This is a genomic window from Aeromicrobium flavum (genome assembly GCF_007992115.1).
In the GTDB taxonomy this organism is placed as follows: domain Bacteria; phylum Actinomycetota; class Actinomycetes; order Propionibacteriales; family Nocardioidaceae; genus Aeromicrobium; species Aeromicrobium flavum.
In genome coordinates this window covers 66,095-78,731 of the sequence record NZ_BJZQ01000003.1, presented here as the reverse complement: position 1 = coordinate 78,731, position 12,637 = coordinate 66,095, and the positions used below count along the sequence as shown (strand labels likewise).

At 71.4% G+C, this 12,637-nt stretch carries 13 protein-coding genes and 1 riboswitch; of the genes, 4 read left to right on the top strand and 9 right to left on the bottom strand.

Going from position 1 to position 12,637, the window contains the following annotated elements:
- Positions 1-212: 212 nt before the first annotated feature.
- The 8 genes from AFL01nite_RS04900 to AFL01nite_RS04865 form a co-directional block, all read right to left on the bottom strand.
- A complete protein-coding gene (locus AFL01nite_RS04900) occupies positions 213-962 on the bottom strand; it encodes an acyltransferase (protein WP_146826055.1) in 750 nt (249 codons plus the stop codon).
- Between the two features lie 72 nt (positions 963-1,034).
- The gene (gene groL / locus AFL01nite_RS04895; RefSeq protein ID WP_146826054.1) at positions 1,035-2,672 is read right to left on the bottom strand and encodes a chaperonin GroEL; all 1,638 of its coding nucleotides are present in this window, start codon (positions 2,670-2,672) and stop codon (positions 1,035-1,037) included.
- 106 nt (positions 2,673-2,778) lie between these two features.
- The gene (locus tag AFL01nite_RS04890; RefSeq protein WP_146826053.1) at positions 2,779-2,982 is read right to left on the bottom strand and encodes a cold-shock protein; all 204 of its coding nucleotides are present in this window, start codon (positions 2,980-2,982) and stop codon (positions 2,779-2,781) included.
- A 101-nt stretch (positions 2,983-3,083) separates the two neighbouring features.
- Positions 3,084-3,365 (bottom strand): MoaD/ThiS family protein, encoded by a 282-nt coding sequence (locus AFL01nite_RS04885; RefSeq protein WP_146826052.1) that lies wholly within the window; start codon positions 3,363-3,365, stop codon positions 3,084-3,086.
- Positions 3,366-3,400: 35 nt separating this feature from the next.
- Entirely contained in the window at positions 3,401-4,666 is a 1,266-nt protein-coding gene (thrC, locus tag AFL01nite_RS04880) for a threonine synthase (protein WP_246119587.1), read from the bottom strand.
- Between the two features lie 8 nt (positions 4,667-4,674).
- A riboswitch (SAM riboswitch) is annotated at positions 4,675-4,787 on the bottom strand.
- A gap of 72 nt (positions 4,788-4,859) precedes the next feature.
- The gene (gene otsB, locus AFL01nite_RS04875) at positions 4,860-5,633 is read right to left on the bottom strand and encodes a trehalose-phosphatase (protein WP_146826050.1); all 774 of its coding nucleotides are present in this window, start codon (positions 5,631-5,633) and stop codon (positions 4,860-4,862) included.
- Positions 5,634-5,664: 31 nt separating this feature from the next.
- The gene (locus AFL01nite_RS04870) at positions 5,665-6,234 is read right to left on the bottom strand and encodes a LytR C-terminal domain-containing protein (RefSeq protein WP_146826049.1); all 570 of its coding nucleotides are present in this window, start codon (positions 6,232-6,234) and stop codon (positions 5,665-5,667) included.
- Position 6,235: 1 nt separating this feature from the next.
- Positions 6,236-6,526, bottom strand: a complete 291-nt coding sequence (locus AFL01nite_RS04865) for a DUF3263 domain-containing protein (RefSeq protein ID WP_146826048.1) — start codon at positions 6,524-6,526, stop codon at positions 6,236-6,238.
- A 109-nt stretch (positions 6,527-6,635) separates the two neighbouring features.
- Between AFL01nite_RS04865 and AFL01nite_RS04860 the strand changes: the two genes are divergently transcribed.
- The 4 genes from AFL01nite_RS04860 to AFL01nite_RS04845 are packed head-to-tail and all read left to right on the top strand — an operon-like array spanning position 6,636 to position 11,382.
- On the top strand, positions 6,636-8,060 hold the full coding sequence (locus tag AFL01nite_RS04860) for an alpha,alpha-trehalose-phosphate synthase (UDP-forming) (protein ID WP_146826047.1): 1,425 nt from the start codon (positions 6,636-6,638) through the stop codon (positions 8,058-8,060).
- Positions 8,050-9,363 carry an MFS transporter gene (locus AFL01nite_RS04855; RefSeq protein WP_146826046.1) on the top strand — a complete coding sequence of 438 codons (1,314 nt, stop codon included), beginning with the start codon at positions 8,050-8,052 and terminating at the stop codon, positions 9,361-9,363. Before AFL01nite_RS04860 ends, AFL01nite_RS04855 begins: the two co-directional genes overlap by 11 nt.
- On the top strand, positions 9,353-10,762 hold the full coding sequence (locus AFL01nite_RS04850) for a pyridoxal phosphate-dependent decarboxylase family protein (RefSeq protein WP_146826045.1): 1,410 nt from the start codon (positions 9,353-9,355) through the stop codon (positions 10,760-10,762). The genes AFL01nite_RS04855 and AFL01nite_RS04850 overlap by 11 nt, the downstream gene beginning before the upstream one ends.
- A 32-nt stretch (positions 10,763-10,794) precedes the next feature.
- Positions 10,795-11,382: a GNAT family N-acetyltransferase gene (locus tag AFL01nite_RS04845; protein WP_246119586.1), complete on the top strand. Its 588-nt coding sequence runs from the start codon at positions 10,795-10,797 to the stop codon at positions 11,380-11,382.
- Position 11,383: 1 nt separating this feature from the next.
- On the opposite strand, the gene AFL01nite_RS04840 is transcribed toward AFL01nite_RS04845, so the two are convergent.
- On the bottom strand, positions 11,384-12,634 hold the full coding sequence (locus AFL01nite_RS04840) for an MFS transporter (protein ID WP_146826044.1): 1,251 nt from the start codon (positions 12,632-12,634) through the stop codon (positions 11,384-11,386).
- Positions 12,635-12,637: the final 3 nt, after the last annotated feature.

Sequence of the window (12,637 nt, the reverse complement as noted above, 5' to 3'; positions counted from 1 at the left end):
GGCCACCGAAAGCTGCGACGCCCCCTGCTTTCCCCTCGAAAGTAGGCCATCTCGGCACCCCTGTCCCGCCAATCCGCAAAATCTTCGCTGTTGCGCATGTCACAACAACTGAGACTGCGGTTTACAGGGGTCCATGCAGTCGAATCACCACTTTCACGGCGCGAACGGCGCCAAAAGCCGAGCTTCCCGGCGTGACAGGGGCGTTTGACCGCTCAGGGCGTGTCCTCGAATGACCACGTTGTCCCCTCCCGCACCACACGCCCCGGGGACCCCGCAATGACGACGTGGGCGGGGACCTTCTGACCCCTCACCACGGCCCGCAATCCGACGCAGACGTGGTCGCCGATGTCGACGTGACCCGACACCACCGACTCGCGGCACAGCCACACGTGGTGCCCGAGCCGGATCGTCGCGCCGAAGGGGTTGAGCCGCTCCCCCGTGGTGGCGTCCTCGAGCCGGTGCATGTCGTCGGTGGCGATGTACACGCCCGCCGCCCACAACTGGTCGCCCGCCGCGACGACACGGCCGCCGTTGCGTGCGTCGACCACTGGGGACCGCGTGGCCACGAGTGGCCCGTGGAGCACGATCGACGAACCCGGACCGCAGTACACCTCGCCGGCGGTCAGCACGACGCGCTCGTCGAGGAAGACGGTCGCCTCGTCGCCACCCAGCAGCAGGGAGGTCAGGTGGTCCATCGGCGACCCCACGACGATCAGGGCGTCCCGGAAGTAGAAGGTGGTCAGGGCCTGGACGACGTGGTCGGGCAGCCGCGCGCCCGGCGCCGTGTAGAGGGCGTTGTCCAGGTCGTTCCACCACGACGGCAGGGCGCCGTCGACCCGGCGCCAGTCGACCGCCTCCAGTCGCTCGGGATCGACCCCGGCGGCCATGAGCCGCGTCCGGTGGGCGTCGGTCATCGGGTCGTCGGTGCGGGTCAGGTCACGCCACGTGGTCACGCCGGACATCCTCCCACCCGCGAACGCACCGGACCCCGGCACCTGCGAGGTGCCGGGGTCCGGTGAGGAGGGGGGACGGGATCAGAAGCCCATGCCGCCCATGCCACCCATGTCGCCCATGTCGGGCGCGCCACCCGCGGCAGCGGGCTCGGGCTTGTCGGCCACGACGGCCTCGGTGGTGAGGAACAGCGCGGCGATGGACGCGGCGTTCTGCAGCGCCGAGCGCGTCACCTTGGCGGGGTCGATGATGCCCGAGGCGATCATGTCGACGTACTCGCCGGTGGCCGCGTTGAGGCCCAGGCCGGGCTCCAGGTTGGCGACCTTCTCCGCGACGACGCCGCCCTCGAGGCCGGCGTTGACCGCGATCTGCTTCAACGGGGCCGAGACGGCCAGGCGCACGATGTTGGCGCCGGTGGCCTCGTCGCCCACGAGCTCGAGCTTCTCGAACACGGCCTTGCTGGCCTGGACGAGCGCCACGCCGCCGCCGGCGACGATGCCCTCCTCGACGGCCGCCTTCGCGTTGCGGACGGCGTCCTCGATGCGGTGCTTGCGCTCCTTGAGCTCGACCTCGGTGGCCGCGCCGACCTTGATGACGGCCACGCCGCCAGCCAGCTTCGCCAGGCGCTCCTGGAGCTTCTCGCGATCGTAGTCCGAGTCGCTGTTCTCGATCTCGGCCTTGATCTGCGCCACGCGGCCCTGGATCTGGGCCTCGTCGCCGCCACCCTCGACGATGGTGGTCTCGTCCTTGGTCGTGACGACCTTGCGCGCGGTGCCCAGCAGCGTCAGATCGGCGTTCTCGAGCTTGAGGCCGACCTCCTCGCTGATGACCTCGCCACCGGTGAGGATCGCGATGTCGGTGAGCATCGCCTTGCGGCGGTCACCGAAGCCGGGCGCCTTGATGGCGACCGACTTGAAGGTGCCCTTCAGCTTGTTGACGATGAGGGTGGCCAGGGCCTCGCCCTCGACGTCCTCGGCGATGATCGCCAGCGGCTTGCCGGTCTGCATGACCTTCTCCAGCACGGGGACCATGTCCTTGACCGTGCTGATCTTGCTGTTGACGATCAGGATGTACGGATCCTCGAGGACCGTCTCCATGCGCTCGGGATCGGTGACGAAGTAGCCCGACAGGTGACCCTTGTCGAACCGCATGCCCTCGGTGAGCTCGAGGTCGAGGCCGAACGTGTTCGACTCCTCGACGGTGATGACGCCTTCCTTGCCGACCTTGTCCATGGCCTCGGCGATGATCTCGCCGACCGTGGTGTCAGCGGCCGAGATGGAGGCGGTGGAGGCGATCTGCTCCTTGGTCTCGACATCCTTGGCCATGCCCAGCAGCTGGGCGCTGATGGCCTCGACGGCGGTCTCGATGCCCTTCTTCAGGCCCATCGGGTTGGCGCCGGCGGCCACGTTGCGCAGGCCCTCGCGCACGAGCGCCTGGGCCAGGACGGTGGCCGTGGTGGTGCCGTCACCGGCGACGTCGTCGGTCTTCTTGGCGACTTCCTTGACGAGCTCGGCGCCGATCTTCTCGTACGGGTCCTCGAGCTCGATCTCCTTGGCGATGGAGACGCCGTCGTTCGTGATCGTGGGGGCTCCCCACTTCTTCTCGAGGACGACGTTGCGGCCCTTCGGGCCGAGGGTGACCTTCACGGCGTCGGCGAGCTGGTTCATGCCGCGCTCGAGCCCGCGCCGGGCTTCTTCGTTGAATGCGATGGACTTAGCCATGGGTGCGTGTCTCCGACAATGGGTAGAAGTGGAACTAGCACTCTCACTATACGAGTGCTAATCACGACAACTCAAGCGCCCCCGCACCGGGGCCGGTCGATCCCCGCTAGTGCTGGGGCTGCACGTTCTCGGCCTCGCGTCCCTTGGGGCCGTCGACGACCTCCAACTCGACGCTCTGGCCGTCCTCGAGGGTCTTGAAGCCGTTGACCGCGATCTTCGACCAGTGGACGAAGACGTCGTCCTGGCCGTCGACGGCGATGAAGCCGTAGCCCTTGTCGGAGTTGAACCACTTGACGGTGCCCTGCACCATACGACCACCTGTTCTGCGCGAAAGGCCCGCGACCGAGCCTGAAACCAGCGTATCGGCAGCAGGCCGTTCCGCGTGAATCGGCGTCGTGTGACGTCGTCCTGTCAGCGCGCTCCGCCGGCCACGGCCGGGATGATCGAGATCTGCGTGCCGTCGACCGTGCGGGTGTCGAGGCCGTCCGAGAAGCGCACGTCCTCCTCGGCCACGTAGACGTTGACGAACCGGCGCAGCTTGCCGTCCTCGTCGACGATGCGGGCCCTGATGCCGGGGTAGCTCGCCTCCAGCGACTCCAGGACGGCGCTGAGGTTGTCGCCCTCGGCGGTGACCTGGGACTCGTCACCGGTGTAGCTGCGCAAGATGGTGGGGATGCGGACGGACACGGCCATGGTGGTGCTCCTCGGGAAGGTTCGGGTCGGACGGCTCAGGCGATGCCGGCCGCGGTGAAGGCGTCGTAGGTGGGGGCGATGGTGGCGCGGGGCCCGACCGCCCCGGAGACGGCGTCGAGCGTCTTGAGCCCGTGACCGGTGTTGATCACGACCGTCTCCAGCTCCGGGTCGAGCTGGCCGGTCTCGGTGAGCTTCTTCAGCACGGCCACCGTGGTGCCGCCCGCGGTCTCGGTGAAGATGCCCTCGGTGCGCGCCAGCAGCACGATCGCGTCGCGGATCTGGTCGTCGTCGACCTCCTCGACGGCGCCGCCGGTGGAGCGGGCGATGTCGAGCACGTAGATGCCGTCGGCCGGGTTGCCGATCGCCAGCGACTTGGCGATCGTGTCGGGCTTGACCGGGCGGATGGCGTCGACGCCGTCCTTGAAGGCGGTGGCGACGGGGTTGCAGCCCTGGGCCTGCGCGCCGAAGATCCGGACCGGCTTGTCCTCGACCAGACCGAGCTCGACCAGCTCGCGGAACGCCTTGTGCACCTTGGTCAGCTGCGAGCCCGAGGCGACCGGGATGACGACCTGGTCGGGCAGTCGCCAGCCCAGCTGCTCGGCGATCTCGTACCCGAGCGTCTTGGAGCCCTCGGCGTAGAAGGGCCGGACGTTGACGTTGACGAAGGCCCAGCCCGGGTCCTCGCCGGCGATCTCGCTGGCGAGCTTGTTGACGTCGTCGTACGTGCCGTCGACCGCGACGAGGTTCTCGGTGAAGATCGCCGAGTTCACCTGCTTGGGAGTCTCGAGGTTGCTGGGGATGAACACCACCGTGCGGATGCCGGCGCGGGCGCCGGCCGCGGCGACCGCGTTGGCGAGGTTGCCGGTGGAGGGGCAGGCGAAGACCTTGCTGCCGAACTCGCGGGCGGCGCTCAGGGCGCACGCGACGACGCGGTCCTTGAAGGAGTTGGTGGGGTTGGTGCTGTCGTCCTTGACCCAGAGCCTCGTCAGCCCGAGCTCGGCGGCGAGGTTGCGGGCGTCGAGCAGGCGCGTGAAGCCGGGCTCGAGGTTGGGGCTGGACTCGATGTCGTCGGGCACGGGAAGCAGTGCCTTGTAGCGCCAGATGTTGGCCGGGCCGGCCTCGATCTGCTCGCGGGTGACCTCGCCGAACTCGTAGCCGATCTCCAGCGGGCCGAAGCACTCGTAACAGGCGTAGTGCGGACCGAGCTCGCGGGTGGCGCCGCACTCGCGGCACTTCAGGCACGTGGCGTTGCCGAACGCGCCGGCGCGGAGGGTGGGGGTGTCGGACAGCGTGGTGCTCACGAAGGCTCCATTCATCTCTCCGCGGCCGGCGATCGACCGCGGACGGAATTAGCACCTGGCCGTGATCGGCTGGTTGCTGGGGCTTCGTCGGGCCGTGTCCCTCTGCCCCTCGGGATGAGTGACTTCAGCCTAGGGCGGCGTCTCACGATACGTCTACATCGTCCACACTTCGAGACGCCCGGAGCGGCGTGGGTCAGGCCGGCGCGAGCTCGTCGGCCAGGCCGGTCAGCCACGCGGCCACGGCCTCCGGGCCGTCGAGGACGACGTCGGCCAGGGCGACCAGGGCGTCCTGCTCGGCCGAGGCCGAGCAGACCAGTGTGACGTCGACGCCCTGCTCGCGCAGGAGGATGCCCTCCTGGAACGCCGGCAGGTCGCCCAGGTCGTCGCCGGCGTAGACGACGGCGGCCGGGTTCATGGGCCCGACGACCCGGCGCAGGGTCTGGCCCTTGTCGGTGCCCGCCGCCCGCAACTCGATGACCTGGCGGCCGGGCTCGAGGTGGAGGCCGACGCGGGCGGCCAGCGCCTCGATCTGGGGACGCAGCTCGTCGAGCAGACCCGGCGCGATCCCCCGCGTGTGCAGGGCGATCGCCAGGCCCTTGTCCTCGACCCGGATCCGCGCCGCGTCGTGGTCCTCGAGCCACTGGGGCAGGCACTCCGCGAGATCGGAGACGGCCTGCGGGCGGCCCGGCCGGCGGACCTCGCCACTGGACGCGTCCCACCGCTCGGCGCCGTACTGGCCGCAGACGACCAGTCGCTCGAGCCCGGGGCCCTCCTCGAAGCGGCCGAGCCGTCGAGCCTGGTCGACCGGTCGCCCGGTGATGATGACGATGCCGCCGAGCACGGGCCCGAGCCGGCGCAGCGCCGCCAGGGAGTCGGGGTGGATCCAGGCCGACGCGGGGTCCTCGACGATCGGCGCGAGGGTGCCGTCGAAGTCGAGGGCCAGCAGGGTGTTCCCCGGGTCGCTCATGAACACGAGTATGGCGCGTCGCCGTGACGGGTCAGCGGGGGCTGGCCAGCACGACGGTCAGTGCCGAGGTGGACATGTTCGCGATGGCCGGCATGAGCCGGGCGATGCCCAGGTCCTGCGCGAGCAGCGCGGCCTCGGCCTGCCCGCCCGCGGGGTAGTAGACGGTGTCCTGCGGGACGCCGCCACGCCAGTCGGCGACGGTGCCGACGGTCCATCCGAGGCCGCGGAGCTGACCCGCGACCCGGCCGGCGAGGCCGCCGATGCCGACCTGGTTGTAGACCGAGACGCTGAGCGAGCGCGTGGCCGGGGCCTCGGTGGTGGCCTCCGTCGTGGGCTCGGTCGACGGCTCGGGCCTGGGCTTCGCCTTCGGCTTCGGCTTGGCGGAGGCCTGCGGCTTCACGGTCTTCTTGGTGGTCGCGGCGGGGCCCTTCGACGAGGTCTGGGCCGCGGGCGCGTCGTCGGACTGGACGACCTTGATGATGCCGACGCCGCCGAGGACGCCGAACACGAGCCAGGCGGCCGGGAGCGCGATCAGGGTCCAGGTGGGCCCGGGTCGGGCGTCGCGCCGGTCGTCGGGACGCTCGATCGGCGGCTGCTCCACCTCAGCGGTCGGAGCCGGTGCGCCGGGCCTGGCGCTGGCGCTGGCGCTGCGAGCGCAGGCGACGGAGGCGCTTGACGAGCAGCGGGTCGTGCGCGAGCGCCTCTTCGGAGTCGATCAGCGCGTTGAGGATCTGGTAGTAGCGGGTGGCCGTCATGTCGAACTTGTCGCGGATCGCCTGCTCCTTGGCGCCGGCGTACTTCCACCACAGGCGCTCGAGCTCGAGCATCTCGCGGTCGCGATCGGACAACGTGCCCTCATGGACCATCTCGTCGTGCTTCTCCACCGCTGCCATGGCTCCGATGGTACCGCCGGAATCACACCGTTGTCATTCGCGATCGAGAATCGGTCCGCCCACGCGTCGCGCACACGCGGGAGGACCCGTTCTCCTCTAGGGTTGCCCCATGGCGCCCGAGCAGACCGATTTCCTCGTGATCGCCAACCGCCTTCCCGTCGACCGGCTGGTGGCCGCCGACGGCGAGGTCTCCTGGCGCACGTCCCCCGGCGGGCTGGTCACCGCCCTCGAGCCGGTGATGAAGCTGCGCGGCGGCGCGTGGATCGGCTGGCACGGCGCGTCCGACGAGGAGCTCGACGACTTCGAGCACGACGGCCTGCGGCTGGTGCCGGTCCCCCTCTCCGAGCAGGAGGTCGAGGACTACTACGAGGGCTTCTCCAACGGCACGCTGTGGCCGCTCTACCACGATGTCGTCGTCACCCCGGAGTACCACCGCGAGTGGTGGGACGCCTACGTCACGGTCAACCGGCGCTTCGCCGAGAAGGCGGCCTCGCTCGCCGCCCCGGGCGCGGTCGTGTGGGTGCAGGACTACCAGCTGCAGCTCGTCCCCCAGATGCTGCGCGAGCTGCGTCCCGACCTGCTGATCGGGTTCTTCCTGCACATCCCCTTCCCGCCCACCGAGCTGTTCCAGCAGCTGCCGTGGCGCCGCCAGATCCTCGAGGGGCTGCTCGGTGCCGATCTCGTCGGGTTCCAGATGCCCGGCGGCGCGCAGAACTTCGCCCGCCTCGTGCGCCAGCGCGTGGGCCACCGCACCGTCAAGGACACCGTCTTCCTGCCCGACGGCCGCAAGGTCATCGCGAAGGCCTACCCGATCTCGATCGACGCCCGCGGCTTCGAGCAGCTCTCGCGCACGCCCGAGGTCATCGCCCGCGCCCAGGAGATCCGCGACAGCCTCGGCAACCCGCGCCACGTGCTGATCGGCATCGACCGCCTCGACTACACCAAGGGCCTGCCCCAACGACTGCGCGCGTTCGGCGAGCTCGTGAGCGACGGCGTCATCGACGTCGACGACGCCGTGTTCGTCCAGGTCGCCACCCCGTCGCGCGAGCGGGTGCACCAGTACCGCGTGCTGCGCGACGACATCAACCGGCTGGTGGGCCGCATCAACGGCGACATGGGCCGCATCGGCCAGCAGCCGATCCAGTACCTCCACACCTCCTACCCGCGCGAGGAGATGGCCGCGATGTACCGGGCCGCCGACGTCATGGTCGTCACCCCGCTGCGCGACGGCATGAACCTCGTCGCCAAGGAGTACATCGCCACCCGCTGGGACGACCGCGGCGCGCTCGTCCTGAGCGAGTTCGCGGGCGCGGCCGGCGAGCTCAAGCAGGCCTTCCAGGTCAACCCGCACGACATCAACGGCATGAAGCAGGCGATGGTCGACGCGATGCAGGCCAGCCCGGTCGACCTGCGCAAGCGGATGCGCGCGCTGCGCAAGCAGGTGATGGAGAACGACATCGAGCGCTGGGCCAAGACGTTCCTCGACGAGCTGGCGGCGGTCCGCGATCTCGGCCCGTCCGACGGTGACGACTGAGCTCCCGGCCCGGGTCCGCCGCGGCTACGCCCTGGGCAGCGTCGCGACCGGCACCTTCGGCACCGTCCCCGGCCTGCTGCTGCTGCCGTACCTGACCGACACGATCGGCGTCGGCGCCGCCCTGGCGGGCGTGCTCGTCTTCGCGCCGAAGGCGTGGGACGTCGTCCTCAACCCGATCGCGGGCCGGATCAGCGACCGGTCCACGCATCCCGCCGGGCGCCGCCGTCCCTTCCTCGTCCGCGCCGGGCTCACGCTGGCCGTGCTGTTCGCGGTGCTGTTCGCGGGCCCGAGCGAGCCCCGCGTCCTGGCCGCCGCGTGGGTCGCCGTCGCCTTCCTCGGGTGCGCCAGCGCGTACGCGTTCTTCCAGGTGCCGTACGTCGCCATGCCGGCCGAGCTGACGCTCGACTACGAGGAGCGCACGCGGCTCATGACGTGGCGCGTCGTGGTGCTGGCGCTCGCGATCCTCGTGTCCGGCGCCACCGCCCCGCTCGTCGCCGATCAGCTCGGCCACCGCGCCATGGGCGTGTACGTCGGGGCGGTCATCGCCCTGGGTGTCCTCGGGGCGTGGTGGGGCACGCGCGGCGCGCCGGAGCACCCGGGCGAGGCCGCGCCGGGCACGTTCGCCGACCAGCTGCGCCTGGTCGCCTCCAACGCCGACTTCCGGGCCGTCCTGCTGACCTTCATGGTCCAGGCGGCCGCGATCGGCACGGTGTTGGCGGGCGTCGCCTACGTCGCCGACGACCTGCTCGACAGCGCCGCGGCCCACACGTTCCTGTTCCTGGCCTTCGTCGGTCCGGCCCTGCTCGTGACGCCCCTGTGGGAGCGGTACGCCCACACCCGGGGCAAGCGGTCGGGCTACGCCTTCTCGAGCGCGTTCCTCATCGTCGGGATGACGACCCTCCTCACCGCCCACGCCGGCTGGACCACGCTGACGTACGTGGCCGCCGCGCTCGTCGGCATCGGGTACGCCGGCGCCCAGGTCTTCCCGATGGCGATGCTGCCCGACGTCGCCGCCGACGACGCGCAGCGCAGCGGCGCGAACCGGATCGGCGTCTTCACCGGCGTCTGGACCGCGGGCGAGACCCTCGGCCTCGCGATGGGACCGGGGATCTTCGCGATCGCCCTGACCGTCGGCGGCTACGTCTCCTCTACCGGCGACGAGACGGTGACGCAGCCCGACGGCGCGCGCCTGGCCATCGCCCTCGGGTTCTCGCTCGTCCCGGCCGTCCTGACCGCCCTGAGCCTGGTGGCCCTGCGGGGCTACCGGCTCGATGACCGTCTGAGGAGCGCCGATGTCGCCTGAGCAGATCCTCGCCGAGCTGGCCGCCCGCCGGGAGCACGACCTGCCCACCCACGGCGGTCGCACCCTGGCGTACGTCTACGACTCCGGCCTGGCCGAGGCCGACGAGGTCGCGCGGCAGGCGCTGTCGATGTACGCGTCGAGCAACGGTCTCGACCCCACGGCGTTCCCGAGCCTGCTGTCCATGGAGGCCGACCTCGTCGGGTTCGCCCGGTCGATCCTGCACGCGTCGGACGAGGTCGTCGGCACGGTGACTTCCGGGGGCACGGAGTCGATCCTGCTCGCGGTGCAGACCGCGCGGGACGCCGCGCGGGTCGAGCGTCCAGCGATGGTCGTGCCCGACACGATCCACGCCGCTTTCGCGAAGGCGGCCCACTACTTCGGCGTCGAGCTGGTCACCGTGCCGGTGGGAGCCGAGCACCGGGCCGACGTGGCCGCCATGACCGAAGTGATCGACCGGCTCGGCGACCGCGTGGTGCTGGTCGCGGCGTCCGCGCCGTCGTACGCGCACGGCGTCGTCGACCCGATCGCGCAGCTCGCGGCGGTCACCCGCGAGCGCGGGTTGCGGCTGCACGTCGACGCCTGCATCGGCGGCTGGATCCTGCCGTGGACACCCGGCGCCCCCGCGTGGGACTTCGCGGTCGAGGGGGTCACCAGCCTCTCGGTCGACCTGCACAAGTACGCGTACACCCCCAAGGGCGTGTCCCTGCTGCTGCACGCCGACGCCGGCCTGCGTCGCCCCCAGTTCTTCGCCCACGCCGACTGGCCCGGCTACACGATGCTCAACTCGACGATGCAGTCGACGAAGTCCGGCGGCCCGCTCGCCGCCGCGTGGGCCGTGGTGCGCCTCATCGGCGCCGACGGCTACCGCGGACTCGTCGAGCGCACCCTCGCCGGCACCCGCGCCCTGGCCGAGGGCATCGAGCAGATCGAGCACCTGCACCTCGTGGAGCGTCCCGACACCTCGCTCGTCGTGGCCGGCACCGACGACGCCGTCGACGTCTTCACCCTCAGCGACCTCATGCTCGACCGGGGCTGGTTCGTGCAGCCGCAGATGCGCTTCGGCGACGAGCCGGCGACGCTGCACCTGACCATCTCGGCGGCGACGGCCGACTCCGTCGGGGAGTTCCTCACCGCCCTGCGTGAGGCCGTGGCCGAGGCGGTCGCCGCGGGACCGGTGCGGATCGACCCCGCCCTCGCCGAGGCCGCGGCCACGCTCGACCCCGCCACGCTCGACGACGCGGCGTTCGACGCCCTGCTGGCGCTGGCCGGCCTCACCGGCGGCGACGGCGCGGTGGCCGTGCCCGAGCGGCTCGGCCCGGTCAACGCCCTGGTCGACCTCGCTCCCCCGCGGGTCCGTGAGGCGCTGATGATCGCGTTCCTCGACCGGCTCACCCGCTGACGCCGCGCACGCCACTCAGTAGGGTGCTCCGCGTGGAGGACGTGTGGCGGACCCCGGTCGTGATGCAGGGCGAGATCGTGCGGCTCGAGCCGCTGTCCCTCGAGCACGCCGAGGGGCTGGCGGCCGCGGGCGACGACCAGTCCGTCTTCGAGCACCTGCGGGGCTGGGACGTGATGGACGCGGCCCTCGCCGCCGAGCGCATCCGGCGGACCCTCGACGACCCGGCCCTCGTGCCGTGGGCGCAGGTCGACGTGCGCACCGGCGAGGTGGCGGGGATGACCTGCTTCTACGACGTCAGCGCCGCCTTGCGGACCGTCGCGATCGGTCACACCTGGATCGGCCGGCGGTTCTGGCGGTCGGGCCTCAACACCGAGGCGAAGCTGCTGCTGCTGACCCGTGCGTTCGAGGAGCTCGACTGCCTCCGCGTCGTGTGGCACACCGACATCCGCAACGAGCGCTCGCAGGCCGCCATCACGCGCCTCGGGGCCACCCGCGAGGGCGTGCTGCGCAAGCACAAGCCCCGCGACGACGGATCGTGGCGCGACACCGTGACCTTCTCGATGCTGGACGACGAGTGGCCGGAGGCGAGGTCGCGGCTCCGGGCCGCCCTCGACCGCTGAGTCAGGAGACGATGCGGGCGTTGCGCAGGATGCGCTGCGTGACCAGCGAGACCACGAACGCCACCGCCATCGCGCGGATCGTCACGGCGAAGGCCGGGGTGGGCCCGGACGGACCGAACGCCCCGTCGGCGGCGCGACCGGCGAGCGACGCGCCGGTGGCGTAGCCCAGCCCGGTGGCGCCGGCCATGAACGTCATCGCCGTGCCGATCCGGGCCGGCGGGACGATGAGGCCGGCCAGCGCGAAGGCGCTGATCAGATAGGGCGCGACCGCGAAGCCCAGCACCGCGATCACCCCGACGACCTGAGGGATCGTCTGGACCAGCAGCAGCGGCAGCGCGAGCACGACCATCGCGCCGGACGCCCACAGCATCCGGGTGGCGTACAGGACGCTGACCGGCACCGCCGCGAGCGACAGCGCCGCGATCATGCTGCCGACGCCGAGGACGGCGTGGATCAGGCCCGCCACGTCGGGGTGTCCCTGCTGCGTGGCCAGCACCGTGGAGCCGGCCTGGATGCTGCCGAAGAACGTGCCCATGAGGAAGACGGCGAACGCCAGCACGATGAACGCGGCGGTCCACAGCTTCACGCCGTGGGTGGGGGCGTGCTCGCTGCCGCGAGGCACCAGCGCCGCGGTCGGGTGCACGGCGAACCAGGAGCCGAAGACGAGCAGCAGCGCGGCGGCGGCGAGCAGTGCGCCGTCGGCACCGATGAGCACCCCGAGGATGCCGACCAGGGCCGGGCCGAGGACGAAGGAGGCCTCGTCGCCCGCACCCTCGTACGAGAAGGCGAGGTCGACGAAGCGGTGCACCTCGGAGTCGCGGATGCGCCCCTGCTTGACCCGCCTGTCCAGGACCGGGCGCCAGCGCACGCGGGCCAACGGTCCGACCTGCGGCATCACGAGGCCGGTCATCGCCGCGACCCCGATGAGGGCACCGGACGAGACGCCCTGGTCGGCGGCGTACACGACGGCGACCAGGCCGAGGGAACCCAGGATCGACTGCGTGAGCACGACGGGGCGCTGCCCGACCCGGTCGGCGGCCGCACCGAAGAAGGGCGAGCCGATCGCGCTGGCGACGGCGAGGGCACCCGCGGTGGCCCCGGCGATGCCGTAGCGGCCGGTGGCCTGCGCGACCAGCAGCAGGACGCCCATCTGGCTCATCGCCAGCGGGATGCGACCCAGGAACGCCACCGCGACGAACGAGAATCCAGCTGCGCCCCAGAGGCGGCGGTAGTCGGTGAGCGCAGAAGACACAAC